This window comes from Streptosporangium sp. NPDC005286, from assembly GCF_040607515.1.
Classification (GTDB): Bacteria; Actinomycetota; Actinomycetes; order Streptosporangiales; family Streptosporangiaceae; genus Streptosporangium.
The window spans coordinates 43,145-63,551 of sequence record NZ_JBEXGU010000020.1 but is presented as its reverse complement, the minus strand read 5'-3'; the positions used below and the strand labels follow the sequence as shown (position 1 = coordinate 63,551).

Here is a 20,407-nt window from a genome sequence, read left to right as displayed (position 1 = left end):
CTTCACCGTGGCCCGTTCCCCCTTCCTCCGTCCCCGGACGCCCGTCCGGGCGATCACCGCCGTCGCGGTGACCGGCGCCCTGGCGGCGCTCACCGCGTGCTCCTCCTCCACCTCCCCCGACACCTCCGCCGCGGAGACCGGCGGCGCGGCCGGCGCGAAGGAGATCCAGATCGGCCTGCTCGCCCCGCTGACCGGGGGCCTGGCATCCGACGGCCTGGGCATGAAGCAGGGGGCCGAGCTGGCCATCAAGCAGCTCAACGAGGCCGGTGGCGTCAACGGATACACGTTCAAGCTCAAGGTCGTGGACGTGCAGAGCCAGTCCAACGACGCGGTGACCAAGGGCGTGCAGACCTTGACCGACGACGAGTCGGTGAAGGCGGTCGTCACCGGCTACGCCTCCACGTCCAACTTCGAGATCGACGAGTTCGCCGCAGCGGAGAAGGTCTACCTCATCGGCGGCAACACCGCGCAGACCCAGGCCATCATCGAGAAGGACCCGGCGAAGTACCCCACGGTCTGGTCGATCACTCCCGACTACGACGCCTACGGCACCGAGCCGGTCGACCTGGCGGAGTCCTGGGCCGAGCAGGGGCTGTGGAAGCCGCGCAACAAGTCGGCGTTCATCGTCCGCTCCGACAATCCCTACAGCGAGAACATCGCCGACGGCCTGGTCAAGCACTTCAAGGCCAAGGGCTGGAGCATCGCCGGCCAGGAGAAGGTGCCGTTCGGCACGGTCAACGACTGGGGCACGGTCCTCGGGAAGATCCGCTCGGCCGACCCCGACTTCATCGTCAACACCGACTACCAGGTCTCCAACGAGGCCAGCTTCCTGCAGCAGTTCCTGCAGAAGCCCACCGAGTCCCTGGTCTTCATGCAGTACGGCCCCAACCAGCCCCAGTTCTTCGAGCTGACCAAGCAGCAGGCCGAGGGCGTGCTGTTCAACAACCTCGCGGGCATGGTGCCCTCGCCCAGCTACCCGCCGGCCGCGCAGTTGCAGAAGGACTGGCAGGCCGCGTACGGGACCGACAACGTCGACCCGCAGGGCGTGATGACGTACGTGGAGACCATGATCTACGCCGATGCGCTGCGCGAGGTCGGCGACCCCGACGACGCGCTGGCGATCGGTGCCGCCATCGGCAAGAGCGACAGCGAGCGGGCCTCCGGCCGGATCGCGTTCGACCAGGCCACACACCTGGCCAAGCAGGGTGACGACTACGTGCCGCTGCAGTCCTTCCAGTTCCAGGACGAGAAGCGGGTGCTGATCGCCCCTGAGAAGTACAAGTCGGGTTCCTTCCAGCTCCCGCCGTGGATGAAGAAGTGACCTCGGCTCCCCTCGCGCTGCCGCCGGGCAAGCGGATGGCCGTGGCGCTGACCTTTGACTTCGACGCCCACTCCCCCTGGATGGGCACCATGGGCCGCACCTCGCCGTCCTACCTGTCGCGTGGTGACTTCGGCGCCGAGCAGGGGGTGCCCCGGCTGCTGGAGCTGCTCGGCCGCAACCACCTGCCGGCGACCTGGGCCACCCCCGGCCACGACCTGGTGACCTTCCCGCACCGCATCGAGCAGATCCTGGCGGCCGGACACGAGATCGCCGCGCACGGCTGCTACCACGAGGTCGTGCCCGACCTGGGGCCCGACGAGGAGCGCCGGCTCATGGAGGTCGCGCTGCGCCAGCACGAGCAGGTCGTCGGGCGCCGCCCCCGCGGCTACCGCTCGCCCGCCTGGGACTTCTCCGAGAGCACGCTGGGCCTGCTCGAGGAGTTCGGCTTCGACTGGGACAGCTCGCTGATGGGCCGGGAGTTCGAGCCGTACCGGCCCCGGCGGGTCACGGTGAACTACGAGTCGGCCAGCGAGTTCGGCCCGGAGAGCCGGATCGTGGAGATCCCCGTGTCGTGGTATCTCGACGACTGGCCCTCGGTGGAGTACGTCGCCGGGGTCTCCCCGCTGGGTTCCCACCGCGACATGGAAGACCGCTGGAACACCATCTTCGACTACGCCCACCAGCGGGTGCCCGGCGCGGTCTACGTGCTCACCATGCACCCGCAGACCATCGGCCGAGCCCACCACCTGCTCGTCCTGGAGGCGTTGATCGAGCGGATGCTGGCGGCGGGCGACGTCTGGTTCGCGACGCTGAGCGAGATCGCCGATGCCTGGCAGGGCTGAGCCGGGCGCTCCCCGGGGAGCCGGCGGGATGGTCACCGCGCCCGACCCGAGGGCGGCGCGCGCGGGGGCGTCGATGCTGCGCGCCGGCGGCAGCGCCGTGGACGCGGCGGTCGCCACGGCCTTCGCCACCGGAGTGGTCGAGCCCTACATGAGCGGGCTCGGCGGCGGCGCCTGGCTGGTGGTGCGCGAGCCGGGCGCCCCGGCCGCGACCGTCGTGTGCGGCCCGATCCTGGCTCCGGGCCTGGCGCACCCGCGGATGTTCGCCCCGGCGGCGTCCGCGACCGGCACCGGCCTGTACAACTGGCCGGCCGTGCGCGACGACGCGAACATCGTCGGCCCGCTGTCGGTGGGCGTCCCCGGAGCGGTCGCCGCGTTGTGCCGGGCGCACGCCAGGTTCGGCCGCCTGCCACTGGCCCAGGTGCTCGCCCCGGCGATCGAGCTGGCCGAGGCGGGGCACGAGACCAACTGGTTCGCCTCCTCGGCGATCTGCGCCGAGGCCCGGACGCTGCGGGCCTTCCCCTCCTCCGCGGAACTCTTCCTGCCCGACGGCCTGCCGCTGCGCGGCCCGTCCCAGGGCCCCGGCGACAGGCTCGTCCAACCCCGGCTGGCCCGGGTGCTCCGCGAGATCGGCGCCGGCGGCCCTGACGCGTTCTACCTGGGCCGGGCCGCCCGCGCGATCGCGACGGCCGTCACCGGGGCCGGTGGCCTGCTGTCGGAGAAGGACTTCGCCGGGTATGTCGCCGACGAGTCCGAGGTCCTGCCCGTCGAGATCGGCCCGGTGCGGCTGTACGGCCCGCACGCCACCGGGGTGATCTCGGTGATCGAGGCACTGCAACTGGTCGAGGCCGCCCGGCGGCGTGGGCTGGATCCGGGGGCTCGCCTGTGGGCGCGGGTGCTGTCTCACGCCTTCGAGGACCGGCTGCGCGAGGTCACCACCTCCCAGGAGGGTCCGGCGAGCTGGGCCCGGCTGGCCTCCCCCGAGTACGCCGACGAGATGGTGGCCCGCTGGATCGCGGGCGGGAACAGCCCTCCCGCGCCTCCCGGCGGCTCCGCCAGGGCGGGGTGCACCTCGCACATGTCGGCGGTCGACGACGAGGGCATGACGGTCTCGCTCACCCAGACGGTGCTCGACCTGTTCGGCTCCCGCATGGTGGAACCGGAGACCGGCATCGTGCTGAACGACGGGATGATGTACTTCGACCCCCGCCCCGGCCGGGTGACCAGCGTCGCTCCCGGCGCGGCCGGGCTCAGCGCGGTCAGCCCCGTCGTGCTGACCGGCCCAGGGGACGCCGAGGCGACGCTCGGCGCCTCGGGCGGGCGGCGGATCATCTCCGCCGTCGCCCAGATCGCCGCCCGCTGGCGTGACGGCGCGGACCTCCAGGAGGCGATCTCGGCGCCGAGGATCCACGCCGAGGGCGACCGCGTCTGGCTGGACACGCGCGACGCGGGGGCCTCAGCCGACCTCTCCGCCGCCGGGTTCGACGTCCAGGTCGTCACCGAGGAGCCCACCACCTGGCACTTCGCCCGGCCCAACGGCATCGCGCGGCGCGGTGGCGGAGCGTGGTCCCCCGGCGTCGACCGGATGAAGCCGTACGGGGTGGGCCTGCCCTGCGGATGAGACAGGCCGGCCGAGACGGCCACCCGGTCGCGGCCCACCACGGCCGACCAACACCACGAGTACCAGCAGATTGAGGGAGATATCGCGATGGCGAGCACTCTGACCGGGCAACGCGCCCTGGTCACAGGCGCGGCGGGCGGGATCGGCGCGGCCATCGCGCACCGCCTGCGCGCGGAGGGGGCGCGGGTCATGATCGCCGACGTCGACGTGGAACGCGGGACACGTACCGCTCTGGAGTTGTCGGGGGACGGCCCCGCATGCGTGTTCCAGGCGGCGGACGTGTCCGACGAGGGCAGCGTCGAGGCGCTGTTCGCGCGGGTCACGGACGAGTTCGGCGGCCTGGACATCCTGGTCAACAACGCCGGCATCGCGGAGAGCGGCGGCGGCGTCACCGGCGTGCCGATCTCCGAGTGGCGCAGGGTCATGGACGTCAACGTCACCGGGACGTTCCTGTGTGCCAGGGCGGCGTTCCCGCTGCTGGCCGCGGGCGGGGCGGGCGCCATGGTCAACCTGTCGTCCATCTTCGGGGTCACCGGCCTGCCGGCCTTCCCCGCCTACTCCGCGGCCAAGGGCGCCATCGCCAACCTGACCCGGCAGCTCGCCGTCGAGGGCGGCCCGCGGGGAATCCGGGTCAACGCCGTGCTGCCCGGCTACGTCGACAACGACATGGGCGACTCGCGGAGCCTGCTCGACGCCGAGGCCGCCGCGGAGTCCCTGCGGCAGCGCGAGGCGGCCGCGGCCCGCCAGCCGGCCGGGCGGCAGTGCTCACCGGACGAGATCGCCGCGGCGGTCGCGTTCCTGGTCGCCCCGGACGCCTCGTTCGTCAACGGCGTGCTGCTCCCGGTCGACGGCGGTTTCCTCGCCCAGGGCGACTGGCGCGGGCCGGGGCAGGCCGCGTCGTGAACGGGAACTCGCAGGTCATCCTCGCCGCGCACGAGGTCGGCAAGTCGTTCGGCAGCCTCAGGGCCGTCGACGGCGTCTCGATGTCGGTGACGCGCGACGAGGTCTTCGGCCTGGCCGGCCCCAACGGCGCGGGCAAGAGCACGCTGTTCAACCTGCTCACCGGTATCCCGGTCCGGCCCGACTCCGGAAAGGTGATCTTCGACGGTCACGAGATCCAGAACCGCTCGCCGCGCTGGATCGCCAAGGCCGGCCTCAAGCGCACCTTCCAGACCGAGGCCGTCTTCGAGTCGCTGAGCGTGCTGGAGAACGTCCGCATCGGATCGGCGTACGGCGGCGCGGGCAGGGCCGGGCGCTGGAACCTCGCCCGGTGCCGGGAGGCGCTGGACGCGGTGGAGCTCGGCGGCGACCTGAACCGCCCTGCCGACGGGCTTTCGCTGATCGACCGCAAACGCCTGATGATCGCCGGCGCGCTGGTCAGCGGCCCTTCGGTACTGCTGCTCGACGAGCCCGCGGCCGGCCTCGACCCGGCCGACCAGGACGCGCTGATCCGGTTGCTGGCCGGTGTGCATGGCACGGGCGTCACCATGGTGATCATCGAGCACGTGCTGTCGGTGCTGGAGGCGCTCGCCGACCGGATGGCGGTCCTCGACAGCGGCCGGATCATCGTGACCGGCCGGCCGGCCGAGGTCCTGTCCGACCCGAGGGTCGTCGAAGCCTACCTGGGACCGGGGGCCGCGCGATGAGCGATCTGCTGACCGTGGAGAACCTCACCGCCGGCTACGGCCAGGCGAAGGTGTTGCGCGGCATCTCGCTGCGCGTCGGACAGCACGAGGCGATCGGGCTGCTGGGGCCGAACGGCCACGGCAAGACCACGCTGCTGCGCTGCGTCTCCAACCTGCACCGGGCCGCCTCCGGCACGATCGCCTTCGCCGGACGGGACACCAGGGGCGAGTCCCCCGGCAGCCTGGTCAGGCGCGGGCTCATCCACGTGCCGCAGGGCTCGCGGCTGTTCCCGCAACTGACCGTGGAGGAGGCACTGCGGCTCTCCGCGTCCTCCAGCGGGCACTCCTCGACCTGGCGGGACGGGATCGACCAGGTGTTCTCGGTCTTCCCCAAGCTCAAGGAACGGCGCCGGCAACTCACCGGCACGCTCAGCGGCGGGGAGCGCCAGATGGCCAGCCTCGGCATGGGCCTGATGGCCCGGCCCACGCTGCTGATCCTCGACGAGCCCACGCTGGGCCTGTCACCGAAGGTCAAGCACGAGCTGAGCGAGTGCATCGTGCGGGTCCGCGCCGAGGTCTCGTCGGTCATCCTGATCGACGGCGACATGGACCTGGTGCTCGACCTGACCGACCGCTACCACGTCATCCTGCACGGCGACGTGGTGGACAGCGGCGCGTCGGACGGCAGCCGCAGCCGCGACGAGATGATGTCGCTCTTCCTGGGAGGGACCGCCGATGGACGGCATTAGTGTCATCGTGACGAGCACGCTCGTCCTCGGCGGCCTCTACATGCTCATGGCGGCGGGGCTGACGCTGATCTGGTCCACGCTGCGGGTCTTCAACTTCGGGCACGGCGCGCTGATGATGTTCGGCGCCTACCTGACCTGGACGCTGCTCGACGCCGGCGGGCTGCCGGTGGCGGTCGCGCTGCTCGGCGCCGTGGCGGCGATGGCGCTGATCGGGTTGGCCTACGAGTTCCTGCTGGTCAGCCCGTTCATCCGGCGCCCAGGAGGCGACATGCTGGTGATGGTCGCCACGCTGGCGGCCACGATGCTGCTGCAGAGCGGCGCCCAGCTGATCTGGGGGCCGGAGATCAAGCAGCTCCCGCCGTTCGGTGGCGCGCGCGTCGAGGTCGCCGGGGCGGTCGCCCAGGGCAGCCAGCTCGTCACGATCCTGCTGGCCCCGCTGCTGGTGGGCCTGCTGGCCCTGGTCCTCAAACGCACCGGCATCGGGCTGACCGTACGGGCGCTGGAACAGAACCGCGAGCACGCCCAGCTGCTCGGCATCGCACCGCGCCGGGTCTACGTCTTCGTTGTCGTGGTCGCGATCGGCCTGGCCACCGTGGCCGGGGCGCTGCTCGGCAGCATGCAGTTCATCTCCCCGGGCATGGGCGGCGACCCGCTGCTGCGGGCCTTCGTGGTGCTCGCCTTCGGCGGAGCCGGCAGCCTGGCGGGCACCATCGCCGGCGCGTACGCCATCGGCCTGCTCGAGGCCGTCACCACCTACTACTTCGGGCTCTCCTGGAGCCCGGTCCTGGTCTTCCTCGCAATGATCGTGATCATGCTGGTCAAACCCGAGGGACTGCTGCGGACCAGGGTGAGGAGCGCGTGAACGTCATGACCAACCTGCGCTCCTGGGCCGGCTGGCCGGTCTACGCGATAGTCCTGGTGGCCCTGCCACTGGTCTTCACCGACCCGCACGCCCGGCTGCTGCTGATCCTCTTCACGATGTACGGCGTGCTCGCCATGAGCTGGAACCTCACCCTCGGTTTCGCCGGCATCTTCAACTTCGCCCAGATCGGGTTCTTCGGCATCGGCGCCTACACCACGGGCATCCTGGCCACCCGCACCGGCATCGACCCGTGGCTGGCCCTGCCGATCTCGGGGCTGTCGGCCCTGCTGGCCTCGCTGGTGGCGTTCCTGCCGGTGCTGCGGCTGCGCGGCATCTACGTGGGCCTGGCCACGTACGTCTTCTCCCAGCTCTGCATCTACCTGGTGCTCGGGCAGGCGGGCCTGACCGGCGGATCCAACGGCATCGTCGGCATCCCCCGGCTCAGCCTGGGCGACGTCAACCTGCGGGCCGACGGCCGGATCGGCTACTACTTCCTCGGCGCCGCGCTGCTGTTCGCGGTCACCGTGCTGGTACGGATGCTGACCCGCTCGACCCTGGGCATGTCGCTGCTGGCACTGCGCGACAACGAGGCGCTGGCCACCAGCCGGGGCGTCTCCAGGGTGCGCCAGCACCTGATCGTCTTCATGATCGGCGCGGCCGTGGCCGGGGTGGCCGGCAGCTTCAACGCCTTCCTCAACGGCGTGGTCAGCACCGACGTCTTCGGCTTCGGCTACCTGACCCTGCTGCTCAGCATGATCTTCCTGGGCGGCAGCGGCAGCGTCTACGGGCCGATCGTCGGCGCCGTGGTCGTCACCCTGGTCTCCGACGTGCTGCAGGACGCCGGGGCCTGGCGCGACATGGTGATCGCCATGCTGATCCTCGTGGTGCTCTGGATCGCCCCCAAGGGCCTGGCCGGCATCGCGAACTCCGTCCTCACCTCGCTCCGGCGGCCTCGCACCCCCGCTCCGGAGCCCCTTCCCACCACCTCGAAGGAGACCGTATGACCACCGAACACGACGTGACCCGCCGGGTGCTGGAGCAGGTCGACCTGCTCGCCGAGCGGATGGTCTCCAGCCTGGCCGACGCGATCGCCATCCCCAGCGTGAACCCGCGCTACCCCGGCCAGGAGTACGACAAGATCGTCGGGGCGGAGGGCGACGTCAGCGCGCTGCTCGGCGACCTGTACGCCGAGGCCGGGGCCGAGGTCACCAAGGTCACCGTGGAGCGGGGCCGCGACAACGCCTGCGGCGTCGTGTCCGGCGCCGGCGGCGGCCGGTCGCTGCTGCTCAACGGGCACGTCGACGTCGTACCGCCGGGCCGCCTCGACCGGTGGCGCGGCGACCCGTTCCGCGCCCAGGTCACCGACGACGCGGTGATCGGGCGCGGCGCGACGGACATGAAGGGCGGCCTGGTCGCCGCGGCCTACGCGGCCCTCGCGCTGCGCGGGGCCGGCGTGCGCCTGGCCGGTGACCTGGTCCTGCAGGGCGTCGTCGGCGAGGAGGTCGGCGACCACGAGGCGGGCACCACCGCGGTGCTGGAGGCCGGGTTCGGCGCGGACGCGGCCATCGTCTGCGAGCCGTCCGGGCAGGCGGGCACCCTGCCGGCGTCGGTGCCGGTGACGCCGGGCCTGCTCTGGTTCAGCGTCTCCCTGGAGGGCAAGACCGCGCACTCCGGGCTGCGGGGCATGACCGTGCACCCGACCCTGGAGGGCGACGCGCTCGGCGTCAACACCGTCGACAAGTTCTGGGTCGTCTACCAGGCGCTGCGCGCGCTGGAGGACGACTGGGCCCGGCACAACCGGCACCCGCTCTTCCCGCCCGGCTACTTCAACCTGCTGCCCGGCGTGCTGCGGGCCAACCCCTCGGGCATCCTGGTGCCCTTCTTCCTCGCCGACGAACTGGTCGTGGAGTACTGCGTCTACCACCACCCCGACCGGTCCAACGAGGAGGTCATGGCCGAGATCGAGTCCCGGGTCATGGACGCCTGCCGCACCGACCCGTGGCTGCGCGAGCACCCGCCGGTGTTCGAGTGGAAGCTGCTCTGGCCGCCGTACTCGCTGCCCGACGACGCCCCGCTGAGCGCGACGCTGGTCGGCGCGCACACCACGGCGGCCGGCGGGCAGCCGCCGCTGACGACCGGTTTCATGGGCGTGTGCGACCTGACCTGGATGGACCGCAAGGGCATCGGCGGCCTGGTGTACGGCCCGGGCGTCGGCTACACCGCGCACGCGGAGAACGAGTACGTGGAGATCGCCCAGTTGGTGCAGTCGGCGAAGACCTACGCGCTGACCGCGATCGACTGGTGCGGGCTCGCGGACGAGCGGTGAGCACCGGACGGCCGCGAGGCTGGGAACCGCCGATGGGCGGTGGGCGATGGGCCGCGAGCGGCGAGTGAGCGGTGGACGTCCGCCGGGCGGCGCTCGATCCGAGGACGGCGTTCTCTTTTCGTACGGTTCGTGGCATGATCCCTTCCTTGCGACGCGCCGCACGATCCGGCGGTCGTCCATGAGGAGGCAACATGCTCGGCACCCCTGAGCCGCGCACCGTCGCGGCCCAGCTCCGCGACGTGCTGCCCAAGCTGCCCCGTGCGGAGCAGCGGGTCGCCCGCACCCTGCTCGCGGGCTACCCGACCGCCGGTCTGGAGCCGCTGGCGACCGTCGCGAGCCAGGCCCAGACCAGCCCGGCCACCGTGCTGCGGCTGGCCTACCGGCTGGGCTTCGAGGGCTACCCGGAGTTGCAGCAGGCGCTCAAGCGCGAGACCCAGCAGCGCTACTCCTCTCCCCTGGCCCAGTACGGCAGTGCCGAGGAGGACACCGGCAGGGTGCTGAGCCGGTCCCGCCGGGTGCTGCTGGACGCCACCGCCATGACCTTCGACCAGCTTCCCGAGGGAGAGCTGGTCAAGGCCGCGGAACTGCTGGCCGACCCCGGCCGCCGCATCTCGGCGGCCGGTGGCCGGTTCAGCACCATCCTGGCCCAGTACCTCATCGCCCACCTGCACCAGTTGCGTCCCAACGCGACGTACATCGCCGGGTCCACCGCCGACCACGCCGCCCACCTGCTCGACATGGGCCGCCGCGACGTGCTGGTGCTCTTCGACTACCGGCGCTACCAGCGCGAGACGATCGCCTTCGCCCGCGCCGCCGCGGCGCGCAATGTGAAGATCGTGCTGCTGACCGACCCGTGGCTGTCGCCCGCCGCCACGGTGGCGGATGTCGTGCTGCCCGCCCAGGTCCGCTCGCCTTCCCCGTTCGACTCGCTGACCCCGGCGGTCGCGCTGCTCGAAACGCTGGTCGCCGCGGTGGTCGAGCAGCTCGGCGAGGCGGGCAGGAGCCGGGTGGCCGAGTACGACCAGATGGCCGACGACGTGCTGCGCGAGGACGACGGGCCGCTCACCCCGACCGGCCCCGGCACCGAGCCGCCCCGCGGGACCCGGACGACCTCGGAAACCCACTCCTGACGACACTCCCGACGGTGCCCCGTACGCGTTGACCGCCACCGTGTGCCAACGAGTACGGGTCACGCCCGATGCCCTCGGAGGCTCGGTCGTCAGGCCGCGCAGCCGGCGTACTCGTCGCGGCGCCGGAGCATGGCGGCCAGCATCAGCGGGAACATCGCCACGTGGGCGAGCGCCATCATGGCCCCGCCGTCGACGAGACCCAGCCAGAGCAGCGGGAAGAGTGGCACGACGGGGACGAACATGGCCGCGCACATCTCCAGGGTGGCCGCCCAGCCGTGGCCCCGGTAACGCATCCAGATCGCCATGCCGACGGACATGTCGAACGCCATCAGCAGGTAGGCGAGCTCGGGCTGCCGCTCGTGGGAGAAGCCGAGCCCGACGGCGGACAGGAGCATTCCCAGGACGAACATGCCGGCGAACATCGCGATGACCATCTCGACGTAGTGCCGGGCGAACCTGCGCCGGCGGCGGGTGACGGGTGCTGTCTGAGTCATGCCTCCACCGTGCCGCCGTACCGGCCGCGTACCAAGAAAGGCCGTCGCAGAGGTCCGGAAACCTGGGATTCCTGTCCTTTCTGACATACGCTCGCCCCGTGATCGAACGCCGGATCGCCGTCATCGGATACGACGCGGCGGAGTTGCTCGACATCGCCTGCGTGACCACGACTCTGGAGAGCGCGAACTGGCACGGCGCCGATCCCTTCTACCTCCTTCGCCTGGCCACCCCCGGAGGCCGTCCCATCACCTGCGGCACCGGCCTGACGCTCCAGGCCCAGGAGGCCCTCGAACGGGTCACCGGGCCGCTCGACACGCTCATCGTGTCGGGAGGCATGGGCCACGAGGCCGCGGCCGGCAACCGATTGATCGTCGCTCACGTCCGCCGCCTGGCACGCGAGAGCCGCCGCGTCGCGTCGGTGTGCACCGGAGCCGACATCCTGGCCGCCGCGGGCCTGCTCGACGGCCGGCGCGCCACCACCCACTGGCAGTCTGCGCACGAGATCGCCGCCCGCTACCCGAAGGTCGACATCGATCCCGGCCCGATCTTCATCCGGGACGGGGACACCTACACCTCCGCCGGCATCACCAGCGCGCTGGACCTCACCCTCGCCCTCATCGAGGAGGACCACGGCGCCGAGCTGGCACGGCGGGTGGCGCGGAGCCTGGTGACCTACCTACAACGCCCCGGCAACCAGGCGCAGATGAGCATGTTCACCGCCGTCGGATCTCCGGAGAACGGCCTGGTCAAGCAGGTCGTCGAGCACATCACGGGACACCTGGACACCGACCTGACCACGGCCACGCTGGCGAGCGGCGCGGGCGTGAGCGAGCGGCACCTGACCCGCCTGTTCCTCAGGCACCTCGGGCGGACCCCGGGCCGGTTCGTCCGCCAGGCCCGCACCGAGGCCGCCGCGCACCTGCTGGTCTCCACCTCCCTGCCGATGGCCAGGGTGGCGGCCCGCTGCGGCTTCGGAACCACGGAGACACTGCGCCAGGCATTCGCCGACCGCTACGGAATCCCCCCTTCGCGCTACCGCGCCACGGCGACCTCCACAGGGCAGGATCACCTGAAAGTCGCCGGGAGAACCTCGACACAGTAAGTGATCCTGTCTCGGCGGCAGGCCTCACCCGACAATGTCAGCGCCCTTGAAGACGAGCCTGCCTACGCCACCGCGGAGCACGGAGGTGGCGGCAATGACGACCCCGAGGAAATCAAGGCGGCCGTGCTGGAGGCTTAGGGAGTCCCGAGCCGAGGTCACTCCGCGCTCGGGCGACGCGATTACTTTCTTTCTTTAAGTGTTCTCTTGTATTCAGCGAGAGCGGTACGGATGTCGGCGGTGGCGCTGTCCTTTCCGAACATGCTGTAGACGGTGATCTCATGCTCCGCGGACTCGCCGAAAGGCTCGTCGCCGCCACCGTCACTATCCCACCGGCGCTCTCGCTGGTACTCATCGTAGTGTCCGATGAGGGTGGCGCACCCGGCCTGGACACGTTTCGCGCCCGCCCAGGCTCCACCACACGCCGGACGTTCAGTGAAGACCCAGTCGAGAACGTATATCCTGGGCCAGTCTTCCGTCCTCTTGAGTTCGACGAGCCTCTCGTTGAAATGAAAGAACTGATACTCTGAGTGACTGTCGTTGACTCTGGCCTTCTTCCCATGAATGCCGTACTCCACCATCACCCCAACGCCCGTGCTGGTCGCGGTGAGCACCAGGTCGGGGAATACATCCGGCGAACACAGGGTCGGATTTTTTTCGCGTCGGGTGAAATGGAACGTTGCAATGTTCTGGCCGGGCGTGACTCCCCCGCCCATGCGGAGCCTGGCCGCCGCCGACGTGTACACGCCCTGACCGTACGCCTCATTTTGCACCCATTCGTACTTCATGCATTCCCCCTTTGCCTTGCGGGCTTTCACGACATTCGGACGTTACGTCACGGTACGCAATCTGTCGAGTTATACACATCTCCCCCAAACGCCTATATCACCAGCCACCATCCTTATGCGACAGGGCGTTAATCACCCTGATTTGCCGTGACCATACTCCGCCGCCGCCGACTCGATCATCAATACAAGAAGAAATAATCGTGTACTCAATTCACGTAAGCTTCGGTGGAATCGGGAGACCGGCCGCACTCCGACGGTGTCACCGCACGAGAAACGCCGCCACCAGGGCGAGTTGCGGGAAAAAGCGAGCACCACGCTAACCACGGGTTGAACGTCTGCCGACCTACCCGCTCCTAACGTTTCCATAGTCGACAAAAGTCGGCGTCGGACCGAAGGGGTGGGTCATGCGGCGGCTGAGAAGTGAGCGGCGAAGGCCCGGTGTGATCACCCCCCTGATCGGGCTGGCGGCGTGCGTCCTGTCCGCCTGTGCGGGCGAGCGACCGGCGTCGGCGCCGGGCCCGCTTCACCACGCCGGGGCCGCCGGTGGGACGCCGACCGCCACATCGCCGGGCGGTGCGGCGAGCGCCCCGGCCACCGGATCGGCCGATCCGGTGGACGTCTACGCCCACGACCGGCCCGGCATGCTCAGTCCGGTCGTGGCGAGGTTCCCCGAGCGGGTCTACGTGCCCAACAGCGAGAGCAACACCGTCAGCGTGATCGACCCGCGTACCTACCGGGTGCTCCGCACCTTCAGGGTGGACGGGCGGCCGCAGCACGTCGTCCCCTCGTGGGACCTGAAGACGCTCTGGGTCAACAACAACGACGGCAACTCCCTGACACCGATCAACCCCATGACCGGCAAGGTCGGCAAGCCGGTGTTCGTCGACGACCCCTACAACCTGTACTTCACCCCGGACGGCCGCACCGCCCTGGTGATGGCCGAGCGGGAGAACCGGCTCGACTTCCTCAACCCGCGCACCATGCGGCTCCGGCACTCGCTGCACATGCCCTGCCGGGGGATCAACCACGCGGACTTCACCGCCGACGGGACCCTCCTCCTCGGCAGCTGCGAGTTCTCCGGCCAGCTGGTGGTCATCGACACAGCCGCCCGTAAGGTCCGCGCCGTCATCGACCTGGCGGACGGCACCACGCGCCGCAAGGGCATCCGGCGCACAGCCCCGCAGGGTGACAACGCGTCGTACGAACTGGAACACGACATGGCGCACGACGCCATGCGGCACGGACACATGCCGTACCCCAACATGCCGCAGGACGTGAAGCTCTCCCCGGACGGCACCACCTTCTACGTCGCCGACATGGCCAAGGACGGCGTGTGGCTCGTCGACGCCGGGGAGTTCCGGGTCACGGGTTTCGTCAAAACCGGCGCGGGCGCTCACGGGCTCTACGTCAGCCGGGACTCGGAGGTGCTGTACGTCTCCAACCGGGGCGCCGGATCGGTCTCGGTCGTCTCCTTCGCCCTTCGCCAGCCGATCGACACCTGGCACATCCCCGGTGGCGGTTCACCGGACATGGGCGGCGTGTCGGCCGACGGCCGCCGCCTGTGGCTGTCCGGACGCTATGACGGGGTGGTCTACGTGTTCGACACCGAGAACGGCAGCCTCATCCGCAAGATCGCCGTCGACGCCGGCCCGCACGGCCTGGCCATCTACCCCCAGCCCGGACGCTACTCACTCGGCCACACGGGGGTCTTCCGCTGAGGTCCGACCACGGCCCACCGGAGCCCCAGATGACACGGGTGCGCCCGATGACAGCGGCATCCGCATCGGCGGCGGCTGACACCTAAGGCGGCGTGCGGAGACGCCACCGCTCCGGCGCGGGTGGCGAGGGGTGCCCTACCGGGGGCGGACCAGCGGCAAACCGGACACCTGGGCGACCAAAGCATGAAACGTCCCGGTAACAGATGCAATCAGGCTATTGACCCCTCTTGCGGGAGCCTCCTATGGTTCCCTCCATATTCTATAGAATCCAGAATATGGAGGGGATGGATGAGGGCAGCGGCGCGAGCAGCAGTCGTCATGGACGCCGCAGGGGCGGTGGAGGTCCGCTCCTACCCCGTCCCCGACCCCGGCCCGGGTGAGTTCGTCGTCAAGCTGGAACTGTGCGGCGTCTGCGGCACCGACGCGCACATCTACCAGGGACGCCTCGACAGGATCACCTTTCCCGCCCTGCTGGGGCACGAGATCGTCGGCACCCTGGCCGCTCTCGGCGAGGGAGTGAGCGCCGATCACAGCGGGCAGCCCGTGGCCGTGGGCGATCGTGTCGGCGTCTTCCCCGCGCTGAGCTGCGGGCGCTGCTACCAGTGCCAGGTGCGGCACCGTCCCGCCAACTGTCCTGACCGGCGCCCGTCCTACGGGTTCACCTCACCGGTGACGGCTCCACCGCATCTGACGGGCGGATACGCCGACTACCTGCACGCCGCCAACGCGGGCACGGTGTTCTACCGGACGTCCCTGCCCGCCGAGGTGGCGGTCCTGCAGGAGCCGATGTCGGTGGCACTGCACGGGATCGCCCGGGGCTCGGTCGGCGTCGGCTCCACCGTGGTCGTCCAGGGAGTGGGCGCGATCGGGCTGATGGCCGTGGTCGCGGCCCGCGTGGCGGGAGCGCACCGGGTCGTCGCGGTGGGTGCCCCGGCCGCGCGGCTGGAACTGGCGGCGGCGCTCGGGGCGGACGCGACGGTGAGCATCCAGGAGCTGACCGGCGTGACCGAACGCCGCGATGCGGTGTTCGACGCGCTCGGCGCGCCCGGAGCCGACTGCGTGATAGGCGCCAGCGGCTCGCCGGCCGCCTTCATGGAGGCCATCGGCCTGGTAACCGACGGTGGCGTGCTCGCCGAGCTGGGCAACTTCACCGATCGGGGGACGGTCCCCTTCAATCCCTTCAGCGACCTGCTGAAACGGGACATCACCATCGCCGGCGTCTACGGCGCGGGCCCCGACATGCTGCGCCACTACCGTCAGGCGCTGCTCATCCTGGAACGCGGTGGCCGGCCGTACGACCGTGTGGTCAGCCACCGGGTGCCACTGGAACGGGTGGGCGAGGCCCTTGCCGCCCTCGGCGACGGCTCCCCCCTCGACGGCCGGGACATCGTCAAGCTCGCGATCGACCCCACCCGCTGATTTCTTCTCCGCACCACCCCTTTCCCCACCCCGTACAACCCCCGAGAGGAGGACCGGCCATGCGCCGTTCCCTCCGGTTGACCGCAGCAGCAGCCGCGCTCGGCCTGACCATCACAGCGTGCGGCTCGACGGCGTCCGAGGTCTCCGCCGACGGCGGCGGACTCGGCACGGCGGAGAGCCCCGTGTCCATCAGGGTCATCGCCAACGACGCCTTCGCCAAGCAGTGGCAGGACCAGCTGGTCCCCGAGTTCAACAAGAAGTACCCGAACATCAAGGTCACGGTGGACGGCGTGCCGTACAACGACCAGCTCCCCAAGACCATGCTGGAGCTGACCGGGCCCACCCCGACCTACGACGTGGTGCTCGGCGACGACTCGTGGATCCCGCAGCTGGCCAAGACCGGCGGCCTGATGGACCTCAAGGCCGACGTGAGCAAGTGGACCGACCCGGGCTACGACTGGGCCGACTTCAACCCCACCCCGCTCGCCGCGGGTCAGTGGGACGGCAAGCAGTACGCCGTCCCGGTCCGCTCCAACCTGCTGCTGATGTTCTACAACAAGAAGCTGTACAAGAAGGCCGGTGTCCAGGAGCCCACGGCGGAGACGACGTGGGAGCAGTACTTCGCCGACGCCAAGAAGCTGGTCCAGGACACCGACGGCGACGGCAAGGTCGACGCCTGGGCGGCCGGTACCTACTTCACCAAGGACCCGCTCACCCCGACCGTCTGGCAGACCGTCCTGAACTCCGACGGCGTGGCGCTGCTGGACGACGACCTCAAGGTCGCGTTCAACAACGAGACCGGGGTGAAGGCCCTGCAGACCCACGTCGACCTGCTGAAGTACGCCCCGCCGGGAGCGAGCACCTACCAGTTCAACGAGCCGCTCGAGGCCTTCCGCCAGGGCCGGACCGCCACCATGTTCATGTGGGGCAGCGTCTACAAGGGCACGGCCGTGGACGAGGCGTCCACCACGCTGAAGCCGGAGGAGGTCGGCCTCACCACCCTCCCGGCGGGTTCGGCCGGTCCGGGCGCGCACCGCGGCATCTGGTCGGCGGGCATCGCCAAGAAGACGCAGCACCCGGCCGCCGCGTGGACGTGGCTGCAGTGGGTCACCTCCAAGGAGGGCGAGCAGTTCACCGGCAGCGCGTTCGGAACGTTCCCGGCGCGCAACTCCACGCTGAACGGCACTCCGCCGGCCGAGTGGGCCGCCCCGGTCTATGAGGCGCTGAAGGCCGGTTACGCCGCGGTGGAGAAGAACAAGATGTGGCGGCCGCGGCTCCCCGAGGCCGACGCGGTCCAGCAGATCCTCGCCCTGCAGACGAGCCGGGCGATGTCCGGTCAGGCGACCGCCGAGCAGGCGATCGACGAGGCGGCCAAGGAGATCACCGAGCTGCTGAAGTCCAAGGGTTACCCGCAGTGAGTGTCTCCACCCGCACACACCGGGCAGGGGCCGGCCAGGCCCCTGCCCGGGGGGCCGGTCCCAAGACCGCCCAGCGGTTCCGGCTCGGCGAGCCGGGTACCGCGTGGTTGTTCATGACCCCGGCGCTCGTCCTGCTGGCGGGCATGCTGCTCTATCCGATCTTCTACACGCTCTGGGTGAGCTTCTCCGACTTCGACCTGGCGCTCTTCGAACCCGTCGGCTGGGTGGGCTGGAAGAACTACGAGATGGTCCTGAAGGACCCGGGCTTCCTGGAGTCGCTCAAGGTCACCGGGATCTACCTGGTGATCGCGCTGCCGCTGCAGATGATCCTCGGGTTCGCCATCGCCTTCCTGCTCAACGTGGAGTGGCGGGGCCGCGGCGTGCTGCGCGCGCTGTTCCTCATCCCCATGGTGGTCGCCCCGGTCGTGGCCGGCGGTGTCTGGCGGATGCTGCTCGACCCGCTCTGGGGCGTGGTCAACTACACGCTCGGCCTGGTCGGCATCGGCCCGGTGGAGTGGATCGGCGACCCGACCCTCGCCATGGTGAGCATGATCCTGATCGACACCTGGCGGTGGACGCCGTTCGTGGTCCTCATCGCCGCGGCCGGGATCATGGCCCTGCCGGGTGACGTGTACGAGGCGGCCAAGTCCGACGGCGCCGGCCGCTGGCAGACGTTGTGGCATATCACGCTGCCGCTGCTAGTACCGGTGATGGCCGCGGCCTTCGTGGTCCGGTGGCTCGGTGCGGTGAAGATGTTCGACATCGCGCTCGCCGCGACCAAGGGGGGCCCGGGCAACGCCACCAACGTGGTGAACCTCTACATCTACGAGAAGGGCTTCCGCAGCCTGGAGTTCGGCTCAGCCTCCTCGATGGCGACGATAGTGCTGATCATCACGATCGTTCTCACCTACTTCCTGTTCAGCATCAGCCGTCGTCTGGAGAACCGATGGTGAGCACCGCCGCCCCCGCCTTCGGGAGCCGGAAGACCGGCCGGGCCCGCCTGGGACGGATCGCGACGATCACTGCCGCGATCCTGGTCACGCTGGCCTTCCTGTATCCCGTGATCTTCATGATCAGCATCTCGTTCAAGCTGCCCAAGGACATCTTCACCATCCCGCCGAAGTGGATCAGCGAGATCACCTTCGACAACTACGTCAGCTACTTCCATCAGGCCCGCATCCTGCCCCGCATGATCAACACGATCATCGTGGCGACGGGGGCGGCGATCATCTCGATGGTCGCCGGCTCGATGGCCGGCTACGCGCTGTCCAGGATGAGGATGCGCGGCGCGGGTGTCATGGGCGGCCTCATCCTGGCCTCGCGCGCGGTACCACCGATCGCACTGGTCGTGCCGATGTTCCTGGTGGCCCGCAAGCTGGGGCTGACCGACCAGTACATCACCGTGATCCTCGCCTACGTGACCTTCCTGGTTCCGTACGTCGTCTGGCTGATGCGCGCGTTCTTCAAGAGCCTGCCCAAGGAGCTGGAGGAAGCCGCGATGATCGACGGCTGCTCCCGGATCGGGGCGTTCTTCCGGATCATCGTGCCGTGCAGCCTCACCGGCATGGTCTCCACGTTGATCTTCTGCATCATCCTGGCCTGGGAGGAGCTGCTGTTCGCCCTGATCCTCACCAACGACAAGGCCGTCACCATCCCGGTGGCCATCGCCGGGATCGCGGCCGACACCGAGAAGGGCGGGCTCTGGGGCCCGCTGGCCGCCGTGGGCACGCTCACCGTGCTGCCTGTGGTGATCTTCGCACTGGCCGTGCAGAAGTATCTGATCAAGGGTCTCGCCGACGGCGCGACCAAGGGATGAGGCGGCAATGAGGATCAGAGATGTCCGGGCACGCCTCATTGAACTGCCCTATCCACGCCCCTTCGCCCCGTCGTGGGCCCCCGAGGGCGCCCACCACAGCATGTCCGCCGTGATCGTCGAGGTCGAGACCGACGAGGGCGTGGTCGGCGTGGCGGGCGGCGACATGGGCCACGCCACCGGCCCGTTGCTGCTGGAGACCATCAGGGGATGGATCCGCCCCCGGCTGGTCGGGATGGACCTGTTCGCCACCGGCCACATCGCCAACCACCTGCGCTACGTGGCCGAGTACGTCTTCCCGCGCCCGTGGGTGGTGAGCGTGGCCGTCTGGGACGCCGTCGGCAAGGCCTGCGGGCGCCCGCTGTACCAGCTCTGGGGCGGGCATGCCGGCCAGGTCCGCGCCTACGCCAGCTTCGGCGAGGTCCGCGCCCCCGAGCAGCGGGCCGAGGACGCGCTGCGCGTGGTGTCCGAGGGCTTCACCGGGGTGAAACTGCGCGTCCACGCCGACACGATCGCCGAGGACATCGCCCAGGTGGCCGCGGTCCGCGAGGCCGTGGGCCCGGAGATCGCCATCATGGTGGACGCCAACCAGGCGGCGGCGCGCTGGCGCTACCGGCCCGACGGCAGCCGCATGATGTGGGATTTCGACCGGGCCCTGACCACCGCCAGGGAACTGGCCGATCTCGGCGTCGCCTGGCTGGAGGAGCCACTCCCCCGCCACGACTACCGCGCGCTGTGCGAGCTCACCGCGGCCTCGCCGATCCCGATCGCCGGCGGCGAGCACAACCGGGGCATCGGCCAGCTCGTCCGGCTGCTGGAGGATGACTGCTTCAGCATCTACCAGCCGGATGCCAACGAGAGCGAGGACATCGCGGCGCTGCGCGACTTCGGCGCGATGGCCGCGGCCAGGCACCGCCGGGTCGTCCCGCACGCCTGGGCCACCGGACTCGGGGTGGCGGGCAACCTGCAGCTCTGCGCCTCACTGCCCAACTGCGACTGGCTGGAATACCCCTACGATCCTCCGGTGATCGTTCCGGAGGTTTTCCACGTCATGCTCACCGAACCACTGCTGCCCGATTCCAACGGGGTTGTAGCCGTTCCGGACCGCCCCGGTCTCGGTGTAGAGCTGGACCACGCGGCGATCGAGCCGCTGACCGTCCAACGGGTTTGAGGGGTGTCCAACA

Annotated in this window: 19 protein-coding genes; 17 read left to right on the top strand and 2 right to left on the bottom strand. The window is 70.1% G+C overall.

Annotation, left to right across the window (positions count from 1 at the left end):
• The first annotated feature begins 7 nt into the window (after positions 1 to 7).
• From ABZU75_RS10750 to ABZU75_RS10705, 10 genes are all read left to right on the top strand, one after another.
• Entirely contained in the window at positions 8 to 1,321 is a 1,314-nt protein-coding gene (locus ABZU75_RS10750; protein ID WP_355551810.1) for an ABC transporter substrate-binding protein, read from the top strand.
• Positions 1,318 to 2,163 (top strand): polysaccharide deacetylase, encoded by an 846-nt coding sequence (locus tag ABZU75_RS10745; RefSeq protein WP_350964448.1) that lies wholly within the window; start codon positions 1,318 to 1,320, stop codon positions 2,161 to 2,163. The genes ABZU75_RS10750 and ABZU75_RS10745 overlap by 4 nt, the downstream gene beginning before the upstream one ends.
• Positions 2,164 to 2,191: 28 nt before the next feature.
• Positions 2,192 to 3,781, top strand: coding sequence for a gamma-glutamyltransferase (locus ABZU75_RS10740; protein ID WP_355551806.1), 1,590 nt, complete (start codon positions 2,192 to 2,194; stop codon positions 3,779 to 3,781).
• An 87-nt stretch (positions 3,782 to 3,868) separates the two neighbouring features.
• Entirely contained in the window at positions 3,869 to 4,684 is an 816-nt protein-coding gene (locus tag ABZU75_RS10735) for an SDR family oxidoreductase (RefSeq protein ID WP_355551803.1), read from the top strand.
• A complete protein-coding gene (locus ABZU75_RS10730; protein WP_355551800.1) occupies positions 4,681 to 5,427 on the top strand; it encodes an ABC transporter ATP-binding protein in 747 nt (248 codons plus the stop codon). Before ABZU75_RS10735 ends, ABZU75_RS10730 begins: the two co-directional genes overlap by 4 nt.
• Entirely contained in the window at positions 5,424 to 6,155 is a 732-nt protein-coding gene (locus ABZU75_RS10725) for an ABC transporter ATP-binding protein (protein WP_350927512.1), read from the top strand. The genes ABZU75_RS10730 and ABZU75_RS10725 overlap by 4 nt, the downstream gene beginning before the upstream one ends.
• Complete coding sequence (locus ABZU75_RS10720; RefSeq protein WP_350927510.1) at positions 6,142 to 7,017, top strand: branched-chain amino acid ABC transporter permease; 876 nt, start codon at positions 6,142 to 6,144, stop codon at positions 7,015 to 7,017. Before ABZU75_RS10725 ends, ABZU75_RS10720 begins: the two co-directional genes overlap by 14 nt.
• Positions 7,018 to 7,022: 5 nt before the next feature.
• Positions 7,023 to 8,021, top strand: a complete 999-nt coding sequence (locus tag ABZU75_RS10715; protein WP_350927610.1) for a branched-chain amino acid ABC transporter permease — start codon at positions 7,023 to 7,025, stop codon at positions 8,019 to 8,021.
• Positions 8,018 to 9,343, top strand: a complete 1,326-nt coding sequence (locus tag ABZU75_RS10710) for an ArgE/DapE family deacylase (RefSeq protein ID WP_355551795.1) — start codon at positions 8,018 to 8,020, stop codon at positions 9,341 to 9,343. The genes ABZU75_RS10715 and ABZU75_RS10710 overlap by 4 nt, the downstream gene beginning before the upstream one ends.
• A 191-nt stretch (positions 9,344 to 9,534) precedes the next feature.
• Entirely contained in the window at positions 9,535 to 10,473 is a 939-nt protein-coding gene (locus tag ABZU75_RS10705; protein WP_350964437.1) for a MurR/RpiR family transcriptional regulator, read from the top strand.
• 89 nt (positions 10,474 to 10,562) lie between these two features.
• Here the strand turns inward: ABZU75_RS10705 and ABZU75_RS10700 are convergent, their stop codons facing one another.
• Positions 10,563 to 10,967 carry a hypothetical protein gene (locus tag ABZU75_RS10700; protein WP_355551791.1) on the bottom strand — a complete coding sequence of 135 codons (405 nt, stop codon included), beginning with the start codon at positions 10,965 to 10,967 and terminating at the stop codon, positions 10,563 to 10,565.
• A 98-nt stretch (positions 10,968 to 11,065) separates the two neighbouring features.
• Here ABZU75_RS10700 and ABZU75_RS10695 point away from each other — a divergent pair, with 98 nt between their 5' ends.
• A complete protein-coding gene (locus ABZU75_RS10695; protein ID WP_355551789.1) occupies positions 11,066 to 12,070 on the top strand; it encodes a GlxA family transcriptional regulator in 1,005 nt (334 codons plus the stop codon).
• A 179-nt stretch (positions 12,071 to 12,249) separates the two neighbouring features.
• Here the strand turns inward: ABZU75_RS10695 and ABZU75_RS10690 are convergent, their stop codons facing one another.
• Positions 12,250 to 12,855: a hypothetical protein gene (locus ABZU75_RS10690; RefSeq protein WP_355551786.1), complete on the bottom strand. Its 606-nt coding sequence runs from the start codon at positions 12,853 to 12,855 to the stop codon at positions 12,250 to 12,252.
• A gap of 404 nt (positions 12,856 to 13,259) precedes the next feature.
• Between ABZU75_RS10690 and ABZU75_RS10685 the strand changes: the two genes are divergently transcribed.
• The 6 genes from ABZU75_RS10685 (at position 13,260) to ABZU75_RS10660 (ending at position 20,394) form a co-directional block, all read left to right on the top strand.
• Positions 13,260 to 14,573, top strand: coding sequence for a YncE family protein (locus ABZU75_RS10685; protein WP_355551783.1), 1,314 nt, complete (start codon positions 13,260 to 13,262; stop codon positions 14,571 to 14,573).
• Positions 14,574 to 14,861: 288 nt separating this feature from the next.
• Positions 14,862 to 15,992 (top strand): alcohol dehydrogenase catalytic domain-containing protein, encoded by a 1,131-nt coding sequence (locus ABZU75_RS10680; protein WP_355551780.1) that lies wholly within the window; start codon positions 14,862 to 14,864, stop codon positions 15,990 to 15,992.
• Positions 15,993 to 16,051: 59 nt separating this feature from the next.
• Positions 16,052 to 17,410: a sugar ABC transporter substrate-binding protein gene (locus ABZU75_RS10675; protein WP_355551777.1), complete on the top strand. Its 1,359-nt coding sequence runs from the start codon at positions 16,052 to 16,054 to the stop codon at positions 17,408 to 17,410.
• Entirely contained in the window at positions 17,407 to 18,363 is a 957-nt protein-coding gene (locus ABZU75_RS10670) for a sugar ABC transporter permease (RefSeq protein ID WP_355551774.1), read from the top strand. The genes ABZU75_RS10675 and ABZU75_RS10670 overlap by 4 nt, the downstream gene beginning before the upstream one ends.
• Positions 18,357 to 19,226, top strand: coding sequence for a carbohydrate ABC transporter permease (locus ABZU75_RS10665; protein ID WP_355551771.1), 870 nt, complete (start codon positions 18,357 to 18,359; stop codon positions 19,224 to 19,226). The genes ABZU75_RS10670 and ABZU75_RS10665 overlap by 7 nt, the downstream gene beginning before the upstream one ends.
• A 7-nt stretch (positions 19,227 to 19,233) precedes the next feature.
• Entirely contained in the window at positions 19,234 to 20,394 is a 1,161-nt protein-coding gene (locus tag ABZU75_RS10660; RefSeq protein ID WP_355551768.1) for a mandelate racemase/muconate lactonizing enzyme family protein, read from the top strand.
• Positions 20,395 to 20,407 lie beyond the last annotated feature (13 nt).

Coding starts and splice junctions, on each gene's coding strand:
- ABZU75_RS10710 (WP_355551795.1), top strand. CDS start 8,018: ATGACCACCGAACACGACGTGACCCGCCGGGTGCTGGAGCAGGTCGAC.
- ABZU75_RS10700 (WP_355551791.1), bottom strand. CDS start 10,967: ATGACTCAGACAGCACCCGTCACCCGCCGCCGGCGCAGGTTCGCCCGG.
- ABZU75_RS10720 (WP_350927510.1), top strand. CDS start 6,142: ATGGACGGCATTAGTGTCATCGTGACGAGCACGCTCGTCCTCGGCGGC.
- ABZU75_RS10690 (WP_355551786.1), bottom strand. CDS start 12,855: ATGAAGTACGAATGGGTGCAAAATGAGGCGTACGGTCAGGGCGTGTAC.
- ABZU75_RS10680 (WP_355551780.1), top strand. CDS start 14,862: ATGAGGGCAGCGGCGCGAGCAGCAGTCGTCATGGACGCCGCAGGGGCG.
- ABZU75_RS10685 (WP_355551783.1), top strand. CDS start 13,260: ATGCGGCGGCTGAGAAGTGAGCGGCGAAGGCCCGGTGTGATCACCCCC.
- ABZU75_RS10675 (WP_355551777.1), top strand. CDS start 16,052: ATGCGCCGTTCCCTCCGGTTGACCGCAGCAGCAGCCGCGCTCGGCCTG.
- ABZU75_RS10735 (WP_355551803.1), top strand. CDS start 3,869: ATGGCGAGCACTCTGACCGGGCAACGCGCCCTGGTCACAGGCGCGGCG.
- ABZU75_RS10715 (WP_350927610.1), top strand. CDS start 7,023: ATGACCAACCTGCGCTCCTGGGCCGGCTGGCCGGTCTACGCGATAGTC.
- ABZU75_RS10725 (WP_350927512.1), top strand. CDS start 5,424: ATGAGCGATCTGCTGACCGTGGAGAACCTCACCGCCGGCTACGGCCAG.
- ABZU75_RS10665 (WP_355551771.1), top strand. CDS start 18,357: ATGGTGAGCACCGCCGCCCCCGCCTTCGGGAGCCGGAAGACCGGCCGG.
- ABZU75_RS10660 (WP_355551768.1), top strand. CDS start 19,234: ATGAGGATCAGAGATGTCCGGGCACGCCTCATTGAACTGCCCTATCCA.
- ABZU75_RS10705 (WP_350964437.1), top strand. CDS start 9,535: ATGCTCGGCACCCCTGAGCCGCGCACCGTCGCGGCCCAGCTCCGCGAC.
- ABZU75_RS10740 (WP_355551806.1), top strand. CDS start 2,192: ATGGTCACCGCGCCCGACCCGAGGGCGGCGCGCGCGGGGGCGTCGATG.